Origin of the sequence: Metabacillus mesotrionivorans, from assembly GCF_052171315.1 — a bacterium.
GTDB lineage: Bacteria > Bacillota > Bacilli > Bacillales > Bacillaceae > Bacillus_P.
Window position 1 is genome coordinate 135162 of the sequence record NZ_JBQMFF010000007.1, and the last position, 18490, is coordinate 153651.

Sequence of the window (18490 nt, forward strand, 5' to 3'; positions counted from 1 at the left end):
CCTGATGGCGTTATCACTTACATACAGGCGTTTTTCTTATGCTATCTGAACCCGGCACCACACCGAATTTGTGCTGCTAACTCATGTTTGGAACACTTTCGGCAGGGACAAGCACCGAGTTTGTGCTGCTAACTCATGTTTGGAACACTTTTGGCGGGGACCCGCACCGAGTTTATGCTGCTAACTCATGTTTGGAACACTTTCGGCGGGGACAAGCACCGAATTTATGCTGCTAACTCATGTTTGGAACACTTTCGGCGGGGACAAGCACCGAGTTTGTGCTGCTAACTCATGTTTGGAACACTTTCGGCGGGGACAAGCACCGAATTTATGCTGCTAACTCATGTTTGGAACACTTTCGGCGGGGACAAGCACCGAGTTAATGCTGCTTATACCATACGCAATGGCGGGAAACCACTCGCTGCAGAAGCCAGGCCTGCCAGCAGATTATAAAACTTTTAACCTTAACTAACAAAATAAAAAAGGGTGAATTTGCTTAGTACTCAAATTCACCCTTTTTATATCCCAGCATCGTATTTAATTCTTATTGAACAACAGCAAAAGAGAAATCCTGTGTTCCCGTCGGCACGTTGTATGCCTGAACTTCAATGGTATACGTTCCTGCTTCAGCACTTGGAAGAATCACTGTTTCCACGTTGTTTCTTCCATCCCACTCACTGTTATACGGAGACGTAAAGTCGTTTCCTGTATATGTTTTTCCGCTCGGAGATTTGATGACAAGATCCAAATCATTCACAAGGGAAACCGAAGCAGAAGGGTTACCAGGGTAATCCGTCCAAGCAAGAGCGATTCTAAGCGGTTTTCCGCTGACTGCATTAAAGCTGTATGCGGCTTTTTCACTTGTTCTCAGCGCTTTTGTTTCATTAACAAAGGCAGCCTGTGCAGACTTGTCCATCGTTACCCGGCCCCAGCCCTGATTTCCGTTAGGATAGCCAAGACCGGTGTCCTGTGCACCCGCGATAAGGGAAGCCTTAATTAAAGACGGCTTCGGGGTGATGCCTTTGTTTTTAATAAAATGCTCGCGGAGAAGAGCTGCATTTCCTGCAACGAGCGGTGTCGCCATAGACGTTCCGCCCATGTAGGCATACTTGCTGTTATACGTCGCCCAGAAGTTTCCATCCGGCGCAAGTGAAGATCGCGTCGAAAGAATGAACGTTCCAGGTGCCACGATGTCAGGCTTTACACGGCCGTCAGAAGTCAGGCCTCTTGATGAGAACGCGGCAATGTGGTTAATGTTGTCCGCATACGTTCCGAAAGAAGGACGGTTATTTTCTGAAGCACCTACCGTAATCGCATTTTTAGCTGTTCCCGGCGTACTCAGCGTTTTCGCGTTGGGACCTTCATTGCCCGCCGCAAAAAGCACGGTCATATCGTCATTATTGTAGACATACTCATCCACCTGCTTTGATTCAAGCGTATACGCCCCGTTTACAGGAGCTCCCCATGAATTCGTATGAATGCGCGCACCTGCACTGTAGGCCTGTGAAAACAGCGTGTTCAGGTTGCTCGGCAGTCCTCCAAGCCCGCCGCTTGCATCCATAATAGATTGAAAGACCAGACTTGCCTTTGGTGCCATCCCTTTAAACTGTGCATCTCCAAGAACAGATCCTGCAACATGTGTTCCGTGACCGTCCGGATCACTTGAATTGTTCGTTCTGCCGAGGGCATACAAAGCTTTGATTTTTCCTCCCTGGAATGCTTCGTGCATCGATGCATCATTTCGTCCTGTATCAAGACCTGTATCCGCAACGGCAACTGTCTGGCCTGCACCTGACAAACCGTATGTGCTGCTTGCAGTTGTTGTTTTCATAATCCCTGCGGCGACATCATTGTGAAGCTGAAAAGTATTCGACTTGCCCACAAACAGGGTATCTTCCCGGCTGGCAAGCTCAATGATCTCATTCAGCGTTCTTTTTGCAAATTTCTTCTTATTTTTAGCTGTATCCTTCAGCTCAACGTCAAGGAGCTTTCCAAATCCCTCTTCAACGAGAGCGGGATCCAATTTATATAATGGGAGATAGGCCGTAAGCGATGAAATCTCCTGTTTTTTCTTTAAAGCCTTTACTGCGCTCTTCTCTGCTTTTACAACAAATGCAAAATCCGGCACGTATTCCATGATTTCGGCGCCAGCATCCGTAATAGCCGCTCGGTCCGCCTCTGTCACAGGTCCATTAAGCTGAACCACATACAGCGAATTCTTTGCACCTGCCGCCTCGAGCTTCTTCAAAACGCTCTTTGGAAGCTTGTCTGCATAGCTGTCCATCTTGAACATTGCTTTGCCGCCTGTCCGGTACTCACTGCTGTACGATGATACCTGACTTGCTTTTAATTCCTGCAGCTGCCCGTTCATTTGTGCAGCAGACGCATTTCCGTCAGGCAAAAATACAAGACTTCCCGCCAAACAAACCGATGCTGCCAAAGCCGTCATTTTTACACTCTTCGCCAACTCACTCAGCTCCTCAACAATCCTATTCTAGAAGAATTTTCTTTCTCTTCTATTCTCTACTAATCTATCACATGAAAGCAGAACTGTTTATTGGGAAATAGACCTCTATATTTAAAAATAATAGAAGTATATTGAAAAGGTTTTCACAACATATAAACCCTACTTCAGAACCTGTTGCGGGAGACAGGACTGAGACTTTGGACAGAAAAAGAGGTTCTCTTTACGCTGCTAAACTGGACGAAAGATTTAGGCTTATGACGAATTTTGGGTTTTTAAGAGGAAAATGCCTGCGGGGGAAAATTTTTTTTGCCGTGTATACGAAAAAAAAGACCTCCCATATGAGAGGTCTTCCCTATTGCTGCTGTCCCACCATTTCAACAACTTCCTTCACTTCATTCAGCATGACTTTTCTCGTTTCTTCATCGATGTATTCGACACTGTACAAGAACTTATGGGCCAGGACCTCGATACCGCAGAAATTCATAATCCCGATATCAAATGCTGCCTGGATAGCCATGGTGATTTGCGGCGGCTTCAGTACTTTTTCCGGAAGTCCGGTTGTCTGAAAAATGAGGGCCTGTTTGCCCTTAAGCAGTCCTACCGGCCCTTCATCTGAATATCTGAATGCAAAGCCGTTCGTAAACACTCTGTCAAAATAGCCTTTCATGATCGCCGGCATTCCGGACCACCATGTAGGATAAACAAAGACTAAAAAATCAGCCCATGTTATATCTTTCTGTTCAGCCTGTACGTCGGCAGGAATCTTATCCTGATAAAAATGAGAATAGCTGTTTTCAGTTAAGATAGGATTAAAATTCATCCGGTACAAATCCCGTTTGCGCACATTATACTGTTTGTCTTTGAATTCCTGTTCGGCAGCGTCGCAAATAGCCGCATTGTAGCTTTCCGGATTTGGATGCGCGAGAATAATCAATACATTCATTTTTTTCTCCTGAATTCCTTTTTTACTAGTATTTACAGAGAATAAAAAAGTATGAATTTAACCTGCAATTTTTTCGTCTGCTGCGGTATAAAGCATTGCTGCTTTTTCATCAACCACTTCAGCAAATGAGGCAATCTCCTGAAGGGATGCACTCATCTGTTCCATGACAGATGCCACTTCAGAAATTCTGTCTTCGTTTCCGCTGTACTGTGCCCTGAGCTGGCTGATTCCGGTCTTCACACTGTTGCCTTTGAGCTGAAGTTCCTCAATAGCATTTACCAATTCATGAAGATGCTGATTGTTCCCTTCTTGAAGGGAAATCATTCTGTCAAAATCATCTGCTGCATTTAAAATCGATATAACACTGCTCTTAACAATGGATTCAGTATGATGAAGGCCTCCGATGACATGATCTTTTGCAGTGAGAATTTCCTGAAGAATGGTTTGAATCATGACGGATGAGTTTGATGATTGTTCAGCAAGCTTGCGGACTTCACTTGCCACCACTGCAAAACCTTTGCCATGTTCTCCGGCACGCGCGGCTTCAATCGCTGCATTTAGAGCAAGTAAATTCGTCTGGTCTGCAATCGCCTGAATGTGTTCCATCACAGATTCCACTTCATTCGTCTTTCGGGCAAGGATTTGAACATTATCCATTGACATTGAGGAAGAATGTTTAATTTGATCGATTGATTCTACCGTTTTTTTCAAGTTCGCTTTGTTTGATTCAATCATTTCCATGGCATCATCTACATTGCTGTCCAGCTGCTTTGTGAAAATCAGCGAATGCTCAAGCCGTTCATACATGCTGGTGACTTCCGACACAGCTCCGTCCATTGTTTTATACAAATACTGTGAGTCCTGGTGTATGGCTTGAATGGACTGGTTCACCTCGATGACACCGCTGTTGGAATCTGAAACGGTTTGATTCAAGTGGGAAACATGCTCTGAAAGCTGCCCTGCAGACTCCTGAACGGAATCCAGCAGTCCATTAAGCTGAACCTTTAAAGCTTCACTTTCATTTAGCATCACCGAAAACCTTTTTGTACCGTTTATAAGAAGAATTCCAATAAGGATAAATTGGATTCCATAGTAAACAGCAGTAAGCACTGACCGGTTTAAACTGGTTTCAATGATCAGCTTATCAGCAAGCCACAAGTGGGAAAACTGGGCGCCAATCAGGAGCGGTATCAGTGCTGCGAATGTTCTTTTCATCAGCCGGTAATCAGCATACAGGCCCGCAATTCCAAGCGGTATCAGCCAGACGAACGGCACGTTTATCCACGAATCAGTATGCAGGACAAAGGCAAATACGATCATGCTGCCGATTGATAAAGCTTTAAACCGGCCTTTCTTTTTAGAAAACTTGTAATAAATAACAGGTATTAAAAACAGCGTAAAGAAAAGCTGGTAAGCTATATTTATTGCCCTCAGTTCCGGAAATCCGTACATAGCTATCTGAAAAACATTGTTCAGCGCCAGAACAATGGCTGCAGCCGCAAACACTTTTATCAGAGTAGCATTCACATTTTCTTCGTTGCTTTTCTTCAATGATAGTACATCCATCTTTTTCCTCCTCCTGGTCTCTCTTCCTTATATTTCGTCATAATTTTCCAAACTTCTACTCTTTCAGAAAATTTTCCAATATAATGATAGAGAGAAAAACTAAACGCGGAGGAATAGGTACGATGCTAAAAAAGGGAATCATCATTCTTACAGCAGCAGCCGTTTTACTCGTTTTCATTTATCCGAAAGCGGTTCAGTCACTTAATCAGCGGGAAAGTCACTCACTGGAAGGAATATTTCCAGAGTCATATGATGAAGCCAGGCAGACTTTTTTATCATACGAGAACGTCCTGAAACCTAAATGGACGAATGTCCGGCACGAATCCTTCAGCCTGAATGAAAAAGAAACAATAGATTCTATCAAGGCGGATGCAACAGAAGAAAAAGAAAATCTTATTGTGCTCACCGGAGGCGTGCACGGAATCGAAGGGTATGCCGGGAGCGCGATGCAATCCATTTTTGTCAGTGAGATTGCAGGAAAGCTGGATGAAAAGACAACCGGCCTGCATATCGTTCATGCCGTAAACCCGTGGGGAATGAAAAATGAACGCCGCTATAATGAACACAACGTGGATTTGAACAGAAATTTTGTCTATGACTGGAACAGCTTTGACCTCAGTCAGAACAAAGATTATGAGGAACTGAACGAGTTTTTTGAAAGTGAAACGAAGGTCGGCCACATGCTGCTGCATGATGCAGGCTTTTATTCCAGTCTTGCAGTGCGGGCAGTGACGAGTGGAACATCTGCAATTGAACAGGCGCTTCTGACAGGCCAGTATGCCTATCCCAAAGGAGTCTATTATGGCGGTACGAAAGACGAGCCGTCTACAGCCTATATGAAAGGCGCATTTGCAGATATTTTGAAAAGCGGCTACAAAAAGATCATTCACATTGATCTTCATACAGGCTACGGTCCCCGCTATCAAATGAGCATTTTCAGCTCATCAAAAGAAACCATGACAGAAAAAGAAGCGGAGAAGGCATTCAATTACCCTCTCGTTTTCACTCCGGATTCAGAAGATTACTATGTGACAAACGGTGATATGACGGAGTATTTTTACAAATTAAAAGAAGACCTTGCCCCAGAAAAAGAGCTCTATTCCACTACGTTTGAATTCGGCACTCTTGGGGATGGCACTGCTGCTTCCATTCAGTCTCTTAAACGGACAATCGAAGAAAACCAGCTGTATTTTAATCAGGCCGGCAGCAAAAAGTCAGAAGAAATTGTACATAATCGCTACCTGGAACTGTTTTATCCGTCGGAAGAAAAGTGGCGAAAAAAAGCAGCTGCCGATTTTAAAGATGCTGTAAATGGCGTTTTAGCCTATAAGAACATCCTTCGTGAAGAGGAGATAGAAAAATGATCGAGACATTTAAAGTAACCATTTCTGCCTTTGATTTAGAGAGACAAATCACTGTTTTTCTTCCTGAATCCTACAGTGAAGGCAGCGATTCCTATCCAGTCCTTTACATGCACGACGGACAGAACCTGTTTGAAGACAGCAAAGCAAGCTTTGGAGTAAGCTGGGGTTTAAAAGAGCACCTTGAAGAAAGCGGCATGAATCTTATCGTTGTAGGAATTGACTGCAACCATGAGGGATATGGCCGTTTTGATGAGTACGGACCATGGGTGAATCATACCCTTGCAAAAGATCTGATCGGGGAACCGGGTGAGCTTGGCGGAAAAGGAGAAGCCTACATTGACTTTATAGTAAATGAGCTGAAGCCTCTCATAGACGGGAAATACCGGACACAGCCGGATGAAACGGCAATGGCCGGAAGCTCAATGGGCGGCCTCATTTCAACATATGCCGCTTGCAAGTATCCTCACATTTTCAGAAAAATTGCCTCAGTCTCTTCTGCCTACTGGTTTAACCAGGCCGAGCTTGAAGAACTGATCAAAGAAAGCAACCTCTCTTCCATTGAGCGCTTTTATATGGATGTCGGAACAAAAGAGGGCACAGCTTCTGTCCGCTGGCAGGATTACATTGATTCAAGCGACAGCGTATATGCGCTGCTGAAAGAAAGGATTGAGAACTGCCGTTACGACATTGTACAGGACGCTGAGCATAATGAAGCGGCCTGGAGAAAACGGGTGCCTGACATTCTCGATTATCTGTACACGTAAAAAATAGGGCTGGGATAAACCGAACCGCATAACATCCTGGTAACAGGTTACAAAGGCTTCCGGTTCTTTAAAAATTTCTTCCATCCACTTAGAAAATAGAAAAGGGTGAATTTGACTAGATCCTCAAATTCACCCTTTTCTTCTTTCAGTTTATTAAAATGACGTCCATTTTTCAGATACGCAGGTCCTTTTTCGTTCTTTCACATGCTGTACCGGATCAAAATAGCCAAGCTGGAGGATACCAACAACTTTCTCGCCATTTTGAACCCCTATTGCACGTCGGAATCTAGGGTCATACATATGGTTCGGCGTTTTCCAGACCATGCCGAGTTCATTTTCCCACCCCAGGAGCTGCAGATTTTGTATCAGTGTACAAACGGCTGCAAAATCCTCTTCCCAGATTTTCTGGCGCGGGTCTTCCGGCATAACTGCTATCAAAAAGGCAGGCACATCCATTAAGTTCCCTCTCATTTTCTCCTGATTCTTGGCATCCAGGCAGGAAAGAACAGCCTCAATGAAAAAAGTTTTTCTCTCTCCGCTTACAAAAATAAATCTCCACGGTTCTCTGAGACCGTGGGTCGGTGCCCAGACAGCATCATTTAAAAGAGATACAACGGTTTCTTCTTCCACTTCTTTTGGAAGGTAATTTGTTTTTATGGACGTTCTTTCACGGATTATTGAGGAAACAGAAGAGCGACTCTTAATCATAGTACAGCCTCCAATTGATAATGATTTTCACTATCACGACTATATCACTGCCCGTACCGTGAGTCAATCAGCTCTGAAAGCACATTGCGGATTTTAGCTAATGAAACAAAAAATACCCTCCGGAAAACCGGAGAGTACGATCTATTAAAAGAATAAATTCAGTATGAAATAAGAAATTGCTGCAAGTGTAGCTGAAATCGGAAGTGTGATAAACCATGTAATCACCATTGTTTTAGCCGTTCCCCATTTAACGCCTTTCAGTCTGTGTGCAGACCCTACACCCAGAATGGAAGATGAGATAACGTGTGTTGTACTTACAGGCAAATGTATGATAGAAGCGCCAAAGATAACGGCAGCACCTGTAAGGTCAGCTGCAACTCCGTTAACAGGGCGGATTTTCATGATTTTACCGCCAACGGTTTTAATGATCTTCCAGCCGCCGACGCTTGTTCCAAGACCCATGGCAAGTGCACAGGAGAATTGAACCCACCACTGGATATCCGTTGTGCTCTGCAGATTTCCTGCAATAAGGGCCATAGTGATAATACCCATTGCCTTTTGGGCATCGTTCGTTCCGTGCGTATAGGACTGCAACGCTGCTGTTGCCACTTGGATTGCACGGAAGTTGCGGTTTGTTTTCGTCAGGTTGTTGTTTTTAAAAACGACTTTAAAAATGCTGTAAACGATATAACCGACGACAAATGCAAGAATCGGAGACAGGATCAGGGCCTGAAGGATTTTCAGGAACCCGGTATAGTTCAGGGAGCTGAAACCCGCTGCTGCAATAGCAGCACCTGCAATTGAACCGATAATCGCATGCGACGAACTGCTTGGAATTCCGTAATACCATGTGATTAGGTTCCAAGTGATGGCCGCAATTAATGCTGCAAGAATAACGACCGAACCATTTTGAAGCGTAAATGGATCAACGATGTCTTTCGTAATTGTTTTCGCGACACCTGTAAAAGTCATCGCACCGACGAAGTTCATGACAGATGCCAGAATAATCGCCTGTCTAGGCTTCAGTGCTTTCGTCGAAACTGACGTTGCGATTGCATTTGCCGTATCATGAAATCCGTTAATAAAGTCAAACGCCAGGGCAAAAATAACGATAAGTATGGTTAGAATCAGAATTGTATCCATATAATCGCCTCTTACGCGTTTTTCATGATGATAGTTTCAAGTGTGTTGGCTACACCCTGGCAGCTATCAGCAATCTCTTCTAAAGTTTCATAAATCTCTTTATGCTGAATAATTTTAATCGGATCTTTTTCTGTTGCAAATAAGTTTTTAACAGCTGTGCGCAGGTAGTTATCACAGTTTGATTCAAGTTCTTTTAATTTAATCGCATGTGTGCGGATATCAATCAGCTTTTTATTTGAAAGCAGATCAATCGCTTTTGCAATTTCAATTGTACACTCATTGATTGTGTCAACAAACTTAACCATATACTCTGTAGGCTGTGTGACAGAATACATTTCGAAAAGAGCTGCTGAATGCTCGATGCCATCCAATACATCGTCCATGATCATTGCAAGCTGAAGAATATCTTCGCGTTCAATTGGTGTAATAAAAGCTTTGTTAAGCTCCATAATAATGGTGTGAACATATGAATCGCCTTTTGATTCATATTCTTTGATTGTGTCCGAGAACACTTTCAGGTCGTTGCCGTTTTTGATTTTGAAATCATAAAAGTATTGACCTGTCTCTTTTAAGTTCTCAGATATTTGACTTAACATTTCAGAAAACTTATCTTTTCTTCTTTTGATAGCCATTTCTTTTTCCTCCAAGGAGCCGTATTAGTTGTTTTCTCTCTATTTTTTACAACTTAGAAAGTATATATCTTTATGTCGAATCAGAAAAGACTTTGTCGTTAATTTTAACAATTTCTTTACAAAGCATTAATATTGGTAAAGTATTCATATGGTATGGTTTTCTGATGTGCAAAAAAAAAGCGGAACAGGTCCGCTTTTTTTTACTTGGCAATAGAGATTGGAGCTGAATCAGAGTGATCTTTTGGAGGATGGAACTCATTCTCCATTTTAGAAACAGCTACTGTCGCTACACCGTTGCCAATCAGATTTGTAATCGCACGCGCTTCAGACATAAAACGGTCGACACCAAGCAGCAGCGCCATTCCTTCAACAGGAATCATCGGGAAAGCTGCGAGTGTTGCTGCGAGTGTAATAAACCCTGAACCTGTTACTCCTGCAGCTCCTTTTGATGTTAGCATCAAGATACCGAGAAGAGTCAGCTGCTGCCAGATGCTCAAGTCGATTCCATATGCCTGGGCAATGAACATCGCTGCCATCGAAAGATAAATGGAAGTTCCGTCAAGATTGAATGAGTACCCTGTAGGAATAACAAGACCGACGACTGATTTGGAACAGCCGTACTTTTCCATCTTCTCCATCATTTTCGGAAGTGCAGATTCTGATGAAGATGTACCGAGAACAAGAAGAATTTCTTCCTTAATAAATGCGATAAACTTAAAGATGCTGAAACCGTAATATTTTGCGATGGCTCCGAGCACCAGGATAATAAACAGGAACATCGTGATATAAACAGATCCCATCAGTTTTCCGAGAGCAACAAGCGAGCCGATCCCAAACTGGCCGATTGTATATGCCATCGCTCCGAAAGCCGCAAAAGGCGAAACCTTCATGATCATATTAACAACGCCGAAGAAAATGTCTGTCAGCCTCTCAAAAAGCTGCACAACAGGCTTGGCCTTTTCACCCACAGCTGCCATCGATACCCCGAACAGAACCGCGAAGAATAAAATAGGAAGAAGCTCCCCTTCCGCCATGGCGCCAACAACATTCTCAGGAATAATGCCGACAACAAAGTCCACAAAACCGTGGCTCGTCTCTTCCGCCTGCTCCGTGTACTGGGAAACATCCCCGCCTTCAACCGCGTCCGTATTAAAACCTTCACCCGGCTTTACAATTCCGACGACGATAATCCCAATCGCAAGCGCAAAAGTTGTTACAATCTCAAAGTACAACAGAGCCTTTCCGCCAATCCGTCCAACCTTCTTCAAATCCCCCATGCTGCCGATTCCGATGACCACTGTAAAGAAAATAATCGGCGCAATCACCATCTTGATCATCTTAATAAACACATCAGCCAGAACCTTCAGCTCAACCCCAAAAGCCGGAAACAAAAACCCGACCGTAATCCCCAAGATGATCCCAATCACAACCTGAACCGTCAAATTCCTGAAATTAACCTTCACCTGCACCCACCCCTTCATCTTTGTTAGCGCTTACAATATAACCCTTATAATAACTGAACATTTCCACAACAAAAGCTTTAGAACGTAAAGTTCGTTTTGGTCTTTGTGGTCACCGGAAAAGCGGAGCCGACTGTTCAGGCCTGACAGGCAGAAAAGAAATCACCGGAAAAGGCCGGGTTTGCCTTTTTCGGGGATTTTGTTCTGACGGAAGGACTAGGAGGCGGAGCTGGACAATACGAAAAGCGGAAGGGCCCGGTTAGCTCCGAAGGACAGAAAAGGATCCGGCGGAAAAAGCCGGGTTTGCTTTTTTCGCCGGATCTGTTCTGGCCGAGGAGTTGGGCCCTGGAGCTGGACAATGCGAAAAGCGGAATCAGCCGTTTAGCTCCGACAAACAGAAAAGAAATCACCCGAAAAGTCCGGGTTTGCCCTTCAATCCGGATTGCGACCATCAAGCTAGCCATCTCACACTTTTGATGGCACTTTTAACGCGGTTTAGAACCATCAAACTACCAATCCCCCACCTTTGATGGCACGATTAATTCGGTTTAGAACCATCAAGCTCCCAACCCCAACACTTTGATGGCACTATTAAGCTGCTTTAGAACCATCAGACTACCAATCCCAAGCCTTTGATGGCACTATTAATTCGGTTTAGAACCATCAACACTCCGATCCAAGCCCCTTGATGGCATTATTAAGGTGCTTTAGAACTATCAACCATCCATCCACAACCCTTTTATGGAACTATTAACCAGTTTTCAAACGCAAAATAAAGACGCCCCCTGTTAGGACGTCCACATCATCTCTATTTTCCAGCCTTCCGTATCTCCTCTATCCACTCATCTCCATACCGTTCAGTATAAGATTGATAGAGCGGCTCGAACACTTTTTCCCATTCTTTTCTTTCATCCGGGCTGAGTTCATGGATGCCTAGCTTTGAGTTTTCCCTCATTCTCCGGAGCTGGGATTCATTCATTTCTTTTGATTCTGATAGCATCCATTTTGTTGTGTCCTTCATGGCTTTTTCTATTTGAATCTGAAGCTCAGGATCGAGACTGTTCCAAAATTCTTTGTTCATGAGAACGGAATACCCGAGGTACCCGTGATTGGAAAGGGTCATATTTTTCTGGAGGCGGTAAAAGCCTTTGGAATAAATATTTGAGATTGTGTTTTCCTGTCCGTCAAATTCGTTTCCTTCAAGTGCGATGTACACATCATTAAATGAGGCCGCCTTTGGGATTCCGCCGAGGAGTTCAAACTGTTTTGCAATCGTATCGCTCGGCATAATTCTGAAACGCTGTCCGGCAAAATCCTCCGGCTGAATCAGTGTCCCGCTGCTGCTTGTCATCTGTTTGAAGCCGTTCCCCCATAGCGCAAGGCCTTTCATGTTCTCCTCTTCGAGCCTGCTAAGGAGACGTTCCCCAATTTCTCCTGTGTAAACCGCTTCTACATGCTCTTCGCTCCTGAAAAGAAAAGGAAGATCAAGCACCTGCCACTCAGGGATAACCTCGGTCATTTTTGAGTAGGAAGGCGCAATCATCTGAACATCTCCCCTTTTCAAAGCGGCAAGCTCCTGTTCGTCTGAATACATGATTTCATTTGGGAAAATCTCTACCTTGATTTTCCCGTCCGTCCGTTTGGCAATGAGTTCTGCAAATTTTTCCGCTGCAAGTCCTTTTGGCGTATTTTCAGCCACAACGTGACTGAACTTGATCACAATCTGGTCGCTCAGCCCCTTCTGTTCGTCATCTTCCTGCAGTGCTTCCATGGAGTCATGGGAAAACAAGGCAATCAAAATCAGCACAGTAAGCACACTTGCACTAATAAACCATTTCATTTTTTTTCACCATTTCAGTCATTTAGTAGATTCATTGTATCACGAGTTTTTTCCTCATGTTAAAATAAAAGATATTTTACTGTTCTGAAAATGAGGAGCCGCTATGAAACGAATATCAATTCTATGGAAAATGACAGGGCTGATTTTCTTTATCCTCGGGTTTTCTCTTTTTCTCGCAGGCATCGTGCTGATTGGAAATTACATCAGCGGAAAGGAAGAGGAACTGAAGGCCCGTTCGTTTGTCACGGCCCAGACGATTGCCGAGCTTCCTGAAGTAAAAGAAGCTCTTAAACAGGATTCCGGCGGTTTGAATGAAGTGATCGACCGCTTAAGAGTCATCAACAATGCCAACTATATCGTCGTGATGAATATGGACCGCATAAGACTGACGCATCCCGTACACGAGAGGGTCGGCACCGTTTCTGAAGGGGCGGACGAAGGACCCGCTTTCGCCGAGCATTCTTATACGTCAAAAGCAAAGGGCGAAATCGGAACCGTGATGAGGGCGTTTGTGCCTGTTATGAATGATGCGCATGAACAGATCGGCGTCGTCCTTGCGGGCTATAAAGTGCCGTCGTTCAATGAAGTTCTTGAAAATCTGGCCTTTGAAATCGCCATTACGTCGGGGCTATCTCTCATCTTTGGGGGCTGGGGAGCATGGATTCTTGCCAGGCAGATCAAAAGGCAGATGTTTAAGCTTGAGCCTCATGAGATTGCGAGGCTGCTTGTTGAACGGACGGAAACCTTCAACGCGATGCACGAAGGCGTCATTGCAATCGATACGGATGAAAACATCACCATCTTTAACAGAAAAGCAAGAAGCATGATGCTGATTGAAGGTGACGTTACAGGCAGATCCATCCGTGATGTCATACCTGACACCGCCCTGCCCGAAATCCTTGAACTTGACCATGGCATCTACAGCAAGGAACTCACGGTTCACAACCTCAACATTCTGAGCAACCGCGTGCCAATTAAAGTAAATGGAGAAACGATTGGCGCTGTCGCCATTTTTCAGGACCGTACAGAAGTGAAAAAGATGGCAGAAGAACTGACAGGCGTACGGGCATTTGTAAACGCTTTACGAGTTCAGAATCATGAATACAACAATAAACTTCATACGATTGCAGGCTTAATCCAGCTCGGCAATTATGAAAAGGCGCTGCAGTTTGTTTTTCAAACGACTGAAGAACAGGACGAACTGATTCAGTTCCTGAACAGGAACATAAAAGATGAAAGCATCGCGGGTCTGTTGCTGAGCAAAATCCGCCGCGGAAAAGAACTTGGCATTGCGGTAGAAATTGACCGAAGCAGCAGGTTTGAACATTTTCCTTCCCGAATCGACCATCACGATCTTGTTCTTATTATCGGAAACCTGATTGAAAATGCGTTTGACTCCTTTCATCACGGAGAATGTTCAAAGCCGCGCATCTTTATCAGCCTGGAACAAGTTTCAGGGCAGTTGATCCTTATTGTAGAGGACAATGGAAGCGGAATTCGTGAACAGCATCTTCCTTTTATTTTTGATCAGGGCTTTTCAACAAAAGGAGGAAATGAGCGCGGCATTGGACTCTATATGGTCCGGCAGCTTATTCACCAGGCAAACGGCAGCATTCAGGCAGAATCAGAAGAAGGTGCGGGAACAAGCTTTACTGTCACTTTTCAGATGGAGGAGATGTAAGTGGATCAAGTGAACGTTCTGCTGATTGAAGATGATTTAATGGTTCAGGAAGTGAACCGTGAATTTTTAAACCGGATAAAAGGATTTAAAGTGGTTGGCATGGCCTCAAATGGAGCGGAAGGACTCCAGCTTGTCAGGGAGCTTGCTCCTGACCTTGTGCTGATTGATATGTACATGCCGAAGATGAACGGGCTCGACACGATCAAAGCCATCCGGGAAGAAGGTCACGCAGCTGACATTATTGCCATTACGGCTGCAAGTGATATGGAGACAGTCCGTCAGGTTCTTCAGCACGGCGCTGCCGACTACCTGATGAAGCCCTTTAAGTTTGAACGGCTCAAAGAAGCGCTCGACCGTTATTTGCAGTACCGGAAGATGATCAATGAAAAAGTGCAGCTGACCCAGAAGGAGCTTGATTCGATCCGCTTTCAGCGGGATGAGCCGAAAGCTTCGCAGGACCTTCCAAAAGGGCTTCATGAAGTTACCCTTCAAAAAATACTCGGGTTTCTATCCCGGCAAAGTGAACCTGTATCTGCAGAAGATGTCGCCGCACATGTCGGAACCGCGAGAGTGACAGCAAGACGGTATCTGGAGCATCTGGAAAAAGAAGGCGTCCTCTCTCTTGATATTCAGTATGGCGGAGTCGGACGGCCTGTTAATAAGTATGTGGTTTTGGGGAAGATGTAGGCGGGGAGGTTGCTCCCTGCGTCTTTATTAAAAATTAGATAGGTAAGTTTTTATTATATTTAGCAGCTTTCTTTATTCTTTCAATTTCCACCTTTGAAAGTTTTTTTCGCCCTGTTAAATAGTTCATGACAGAACGAGCTGAAACAGGCTTATCTACAATGCCTTGATCTTCTTTAAGTTTAGAATTGAAAACAGAACCTTCACTGACAGCTTTTAGTGACTCTTTAAGAAACGTATTCTTTTTTTCCTCACTCATTAAAAAGCACATCCTCTATTTACTTTTTGTTAAGGTCAATTTTTCTTTATGATTTTTCCATTCTGCAGTCACTATTCCGTCGGGAAGACTATTAATAACAAAAAAGTCAGCGCTGGAAACAAACGAGTCACAATTCCCATTCCCCATCCAAAGAGTCTAATCATTATATTTACGAACGGAGATGTAAAAAAGCTTCATTTTTTTACAGTGAAACGGAAATTTTTTGTTCGTGGTGCTTATGGTCTTTTTTTGGAATTCCCTCCAAAACTGAGAGGCTGGCCACCAAAAAGGACTTTATTGAACAGCAACGTTTTACAATTGGTGTGACATTAACACGCCATTTAGTTACCAGTACTACAGCACAGTAAAAAAGAACCCCAGCATTAATTGGAGTTCTCTTTCTTATTCCATTAAAGCCCCCGATAACGGAATAAGGTTTAAACTTGTACTTGTTAAAGTTTATAATGGTACATAATTAATAAGTGCTTGATTTTAAGTTGTGGATTTTCCAATATGGCTCGATAGGGTCAATCTTACTTATAACGTAAAACCTATATTCTTCCGAGTAATTTGGAACTTCAAAGGAAACATCAAGAGATAAGGATTCACTTGGTTGGATTTGAGTGAGCGTGGAATTACCTTTCAACAAAATTCTTCCTTCGTAAGAATTGTTCTCCATTTTTTCGCGTAAATTAAACCTTAGTTCTGATGGATCTACCAACTTACCATCATCACGGACATTTCTTATAGTAACACTTACAACGACAGATTTATGATTAGTTGTTGATTTTTCAATACTTTTCAATTTTGCACTATTCACCGTTGTGGAGTAGTAACCGCCTTTAACAGTTTCACCGAAAAGCATCATTCCATTTTCTAATCTCTCCATCCTTTCCTGCTCGTTGACCGATAGATCAACTTGTTCGCTTTGTCCATTACCCGCATCTCTAACCTGAACTGTTTGCTTTATTGTTCCTACTTTGTCTTCGCCGCAGGCTGTTAAGACACTTAATAATACGAGTGTGCCCACCTTTATATAGATAAGTTTCTTCATCATATAAACCCCCTTGTTCTTAACACCTATTTTGATAAAGAAGCTTGGTTTCTACTTCTAAATTCATCAAAACTTTAGTCTTAAATCTGTTAAAGTTTTCTTACATCTCAAGTTAAATTCATTCCTATTGCAACGGAAATAACTCATATTCCCAAGCGTGAAAGCATTCACTTAGAAAATAGTAACCTCTCTCATTGTCCTTTGTTATGTAGCCGCATTGTTGAGATTCATTAATAATTGAAATGGGATTATTTTTTGACTGTTTGAAATGACTGAGATTAGGATGAACTTCAATCCATCCTTCGCCAGCTTGATTATCGTACACAAACTTTAAATCATAAATAATTATACCCTCAGGCCTTTCGTATGGGACATCATCAAATTCATTTCTGTTATATGAATTTTTTCCATAATTACGGACAATCCTGACTTCCCCTTCCTTACCATTTTGCACTTTCTGAATGAATTCTTCCAACTTTCCTCCATTACTCAAAGAAGATTTATACTGAACGATATCACTATTTTCTGGAGTATAATTGCAACTTGTTAAAAGGTTTATTGCTATCAAACAGAAAAATATTTTAAGTTTATTCAAAAGAACCTCCTGCTAATATGCGAATTCACTTCCTACAGCAGTATTTTTTTCTGCAATCAAATTACTGTCAGCTGCTGAATACCTTCTTCAATTAAACTGCCTAAATTCCTCAATAAGAAAAGGCGATCCACTTTGCTGCAATCGCCCCCGATAACGGAAAAATACTAATGTATAATTTCTGCAATTCTTCAGTGGTACTTAAGCCTTGACCTTACTTATCGAAATTCTAAACGTAACACCCAAGACTTATCTGCAATTCGCTTATCGCAAAAATTTTAGCCATACCGTAATACTTCTCTTCTTGATTTTCACCGACACAATTTCCCCAAAAGTCCCCCGTTAGCTTAAGTCTTTTCTTTCACAAACTTTTACTTGGTGTTAATACGATTTAATAACCTTTTGTTCAATTCCCATAATGCCGTTTTATTGCTATCCCATTTCAATAGCGTCACTGCCTCTTCAAAACATAGCCATTTATAGTTGAGGTGCTCTTTTGATAAAGAAATATTTTTTGTAGGAACTTTAACACCAAATGAAAATTCTTTTAAGACATAAACGTTTTCTCCCCAAAGGAAGTTCCCAACTACATCTTCTACTGGTAGTGAAGATATAGAATCTAATTCAATATATGCATAATCTCTTGTAACACCAGCCTCTTCATATGCTTCTCTTTTAGCTGATTCAATAGGAGTCTCCCCCTCTTCTCCTCCACCTGCTAATCCCTGCCAATACCCATAATCACTTCTCTTAAAAATTGCATATTCGATACAATTGTCAGTGATTATATAAGGAAATACCAAAACTTGATAAGGTGCCCTCATTGCTTATCTCTCCCAAAAATAACCTTAAAATAAATTGACCTCTCTTAAACTAACCTACCCAAATCCTAAATAAGAAAAGGCGATCCACTTTACTGCAATCCCCCCGATTGTGGAATGAATCGTAATACAATAGGACCATCTTTATGATTCAAAAAGGAAAATGAATTAAAAATGCAGAATTCACCATACAATAATTTACAATTCGATAAAGTCATAAAAAGATTAACATATTAAAGCAGGAAGGAGTGGAACAAATTGAATAAACAGTCTAAAAAATTACTCATTATCGCTGCGTCTGTAATCTTTCTTGTCTTAGGATTTATTGGAGTTGCTACTTTCTTCTCTACATAACATTCTTGTTTTGCAAACTTGTTCTTCGTAAGGTTACTAATAAAATTCAAATGCTGTTTATTCTTAATTTAAAAAGTCTCGTTCCCATTCTAAAGGGTTCCGTTTTGGAGTGCAAAACACAGAATAGCAGCCTAATTAACAATACAATTATCATAACT

Annotated in this window: 16 protein-coding genes; 4 read left to right on the plus strand and 12 right to left on the minus strand. The window is 42.7% G+C overall.

Annotated elements, in window-relative coordinates:
- Positions 1-544: 544 nt before the first annotated feature.
- From ACTSEZ_RS17205 to ACTSEZ_RS17215, 3 genes are all read right to left on the minus strand, one after another.
- Positions 545-2467 (minus strand): S8 family serine peptidase, encoded by a 1923-nt coding sequence (locus ACTSEZ_RS17205; RefSeq protein ID WP_369735538.1) that lies wholly within the window; start codon positions 2465-2467, stop codon positions 545-547.
- A gap of 352 nt (positions 2468-2819) precedes the next feature.
- Positions 2820-3410, minus strand: coding sequence for an NAD(P)H-dependent oxidoreductase (locus ACTSEZ_RS17210; RefSeq protein ID WP_369735539.1), 591 nt, complete (start codon positions 3408-3410; stop codon positions 2820-2822).
- A 57-nt stretch (positions 3411-3467) separates the two neighbouring features.
- On the minus strand, positions 3468-4976 hold the full coding sequence (locus tag ACTSEZ_RS17215; RefSeq protein WP_369735540.1) for a methyl-accepting chemotaxis protein: 1509 nt from the start codon (positions 4974-4976) through the stop codon (positions 3468-3470).
- Positions 4977-5098: 122 nt separating this feature from the next.
- Between ACTSEZ_RS17215 and ACTSEZ_RS17220 the strand changes: the two genes are divergently transcribed.
- The gene (locus ACTSEZ_RS17220; RefSeq protein WP_369735542.1) at positions 5099-6340 is read left to right on the plus strand and encodes a M14 family metallopeptidase; all 1242 of its coding nucleotides are present in this window, start codon (positions 5099-5101) and stop codon (positions 6338-6340) included.
- The gene (locus ACTSEZ_RS17225; protein WP_369735543.1) at positions 6337-7104 is read left to right on the plus strand and encodes an alpha/beta hydrolase; all 768 of its coding nucleotides are present in this window, start codon (positions 6337-6339) and stop codon (positions 7102-7104) included. Before ACTSEZ_RS17220 ends, ACTSEZ_RS17225 begins: the two co-directional genes overlap by 4 nt.
- A 153-nt stretch (positions 7105-7257) precedes the next feature.
- Here ACTSEZ_RS17225 and ACTSEZ_RS17230 read toward each other — a convergent pair whose 3' ends face one another.
- From ACTSEZ_RS17230 to ACTSEZ_RS17250, 5 genes are all read right to left on the minus strand, one after another.
- Complete coding sequence (locus ACTSEZ_RS17230; protein ID WP_369735545.1) at positions 7258-7812, minus strand: nitroreductase family protein; 555 nt, start codon at positions 7810-7812, stop codon at positions 7258-7260.
- A gap of 144 nt (positions 7813-7956) precedes the next feature.
- Entirely contained in the window at positions 7957-8955 is a 999-nt protein-coding gene (locus ACTSEZ_RS17235) for an inorganic phosphate transporter (RefSeq protein ID WP_282034972.1), read from the minus strand.
- 11 nt (positions 8956-8966) lie between these two features.
- The gene (locus tag ACTSEZ_RS17240; RefSeq protein ID WP_369735546.1) at positions 8967-9587 is read right to left on the minus strand and encodes a DUF47 domain-containing protein; all 621 of its coding nucleotides are present in this window, start codon (positions 9585-9587) and stop codon (positions 8967-8969) included.
- A gap of 200 nt (positions 9588-9787) precedes the next feature.
- Positions 9788-11050 carry a dicarboxylate/amino acid:cation symporter gene (locus ACTSEZ_RS17245; RefSeq protein ID WP_369735548.1) on the minus strand — a complete coding sequence of 421 codons (1263 nt, stop codon included), beginning with the start codon at positions 11048-11050 and terminating at the stop codon, positions 9788-9790.
- 805 nt (positions 11051-11855) lie between these two features.
- Positions 11856-12887, minus strand: coding sequence for a DctP family TRAP transporter solute-binding subunit (locus tag ACTSEZ_RS17250; protein ID WP_369735549.1), 1032 nt, complete (start codon positions 12885-12887; stop codon positions 11856-11858).
- Between the two features lie 103 nt (positions 12888-12990).
- Between ACTSEZ_RS17250 and ACTSEZ_RS17255 the strand changes: the two genes are divergently transcribed.
- Positions 12991-14568, plus strand: coding sequence for an ATP-binding protein (locus ACTSEZ_RS17255; protein WP_369735551.1), 1578 nt, complete (start codon positions 12991-12993; stop codon positions 14566-14568).
- Positions 14569-15255 carry a response regulator gene (locus tag ACTSEZ_RS17260; RefSeq protein ID WP_369735553.1) on the plus strand — a complete coding sequence of 229 codons (687 nt, stop codon included), beginning with the start codon at positions 14569-14571 and terminating at the stop codon, positions 15253-15255. It abuts the gene before it with no gap.
- A 34-nt stretch (positions 15256-15289) separates the two neighbouring features.
- On the opposite strand, the gene ACTSEZ_RS17265 is transcribed toward ACTSEZ_RS17260, so the two are convergent.
- The 4 genes from ACTSEZ_RS17265 to ACTSEZ_RS17280 all read right to left on the minus strand — a co-directional run bounded on the left by ACTSEZ_RS17265 (position 15290) and on the right by ACTSEZ_RS17280 (position 17981).
- Entirely contained in the window at positions 15290-15511 is a 222-nt protein-coding gene (locus ACTSEZ_RS17265) for a hypothetical protein (protein WP_369735554.1), read from the minus strand.
- 475 nt (positions 15512-15986) lie between these two features.
- Positions 15987-16565 (minus strand): DUF4352 domain-containing protein, encoded by a 579-nt coding sequence (locus tag ACTSEZ_RS17270; protein ID WP_369735556.1) that lies wholly within the window; start codon positions 16563-16565, stop codon positions 15987-15989.
- Positions 16566-16689: 124 nt separating this feature from the next.
- Positions 16690-17160, minus strand: coding sequence for a hypothetical protein (locus ACTSEZ_RS17275; RefSeq protein WP_369735558.1), 471 nt, complete (start codon positions 17158-17160; stop codon positions 16690-16692).
- 368 nt (positions 17161-17528) lie between these two features.
- Positions 17529-17981, minus strand: a complete 453-nt coding sequence (locus ACTSEZ_RS17280) for an NUDIX hydrolase (protein ID WP_369735560.1) — start codon at positions 17979-17981, stop codon at positions 17529-17531.
- Between the last annotated feature and the right edge of the window lie 509 nt (positions 17982-18490).

Excerpts from the sequence above, each read along its gene's own strand:
- ACTSEZ_RS17210 (WP_369735539.1), bottom strand. The coding sequence starts at position 3,410 with ATGAATGTATTGATTATTCTCGCGCATCCAAATCCGGAAAGCTACAAT.
- ACTSEZ_RS17215 (WP_369735540.1), bottom strand. The coding sequence starts at position 4,976 with ATGGATGTACTATCATTGAAGAAAAGCAACGAAGAAAATGTGAATGCT.
- ACTSEZ_RS17220 (WP_369735542.1), top strand. The coding sequence starts at position 5,099 with ATGCTAAAAAAGGGAATCATCATTCTTACAGCAGCAGCCGTTTTACTC.
- ACTSEZ_RS17225 (WP_369735543.1), top strand. The coding sequence starts at position 6,337 with ATGATCGAGACATTTAAAGTAACCATTTCTGCCTTTGATTTAGAGAGA.
- ACTSEZ_RS17230 (WP_369735545.1), bottom strand. The coding sequence starts at position 7,812 with ATGATTAAGAGTCGCTCTTCTGTTTCCTCAATAATCCGTGAAAGAACG.
- ACTSEZ_RS17235 (WP_282034972.1), bottom strand. The coding sequence starts at position 8,955 with ATGGATACAATTCTGATTCTAACCATACTTATCGTTATTTTTGCCCTG.
- ACTSEZ_RS17240 (WP_369735546.1), bottom strand. The coding sequence starts at position 9,587 with ATGGCTATCAAAAGAAGAAAAGATAAGTTTTCTGAAATGTTAAGTCAA.
- ACTSEZ_RS17250 (WP_369735549.1), bottom strand. The coding sequence starts at position 12,887 with ATGAAATGGTTTATTAGTGCAAGTGTGCTTACTGTGCTGATTTTGATT.
- ACTSEZ_RS17255 (WP_369735551.1), top strand. The coding sequence starts at position 12,991 with ATGAAACGAATATCAATTCTATGGAAAATGACAGGGCTGATTTTCTTT.
- ACTSEZ_RS17265 (WP_369735554.1), bottom strand. The coding sequence starts at position 15,511 with ATGAGTGAGGAAAAAAAGAATACGTTTCTTAAAGAGTCACTAAAAGCT.
- ACTSEZ_RS17270 (WP_369735556.1), bottom strand. The coding sequence starts at position 16,565 with ATGAAGAAACTTATCTATATAAAGGTGGGCACACTCGTATTATTAAGT.
- ACTSEZ_RS17280 (WP_369735560.1), bottom strand. The coding sequence starts at position 17,981 with ATGAGGGCACCTTATCAAGTTTTGGTATTTCCTTATATAATCACTGAC.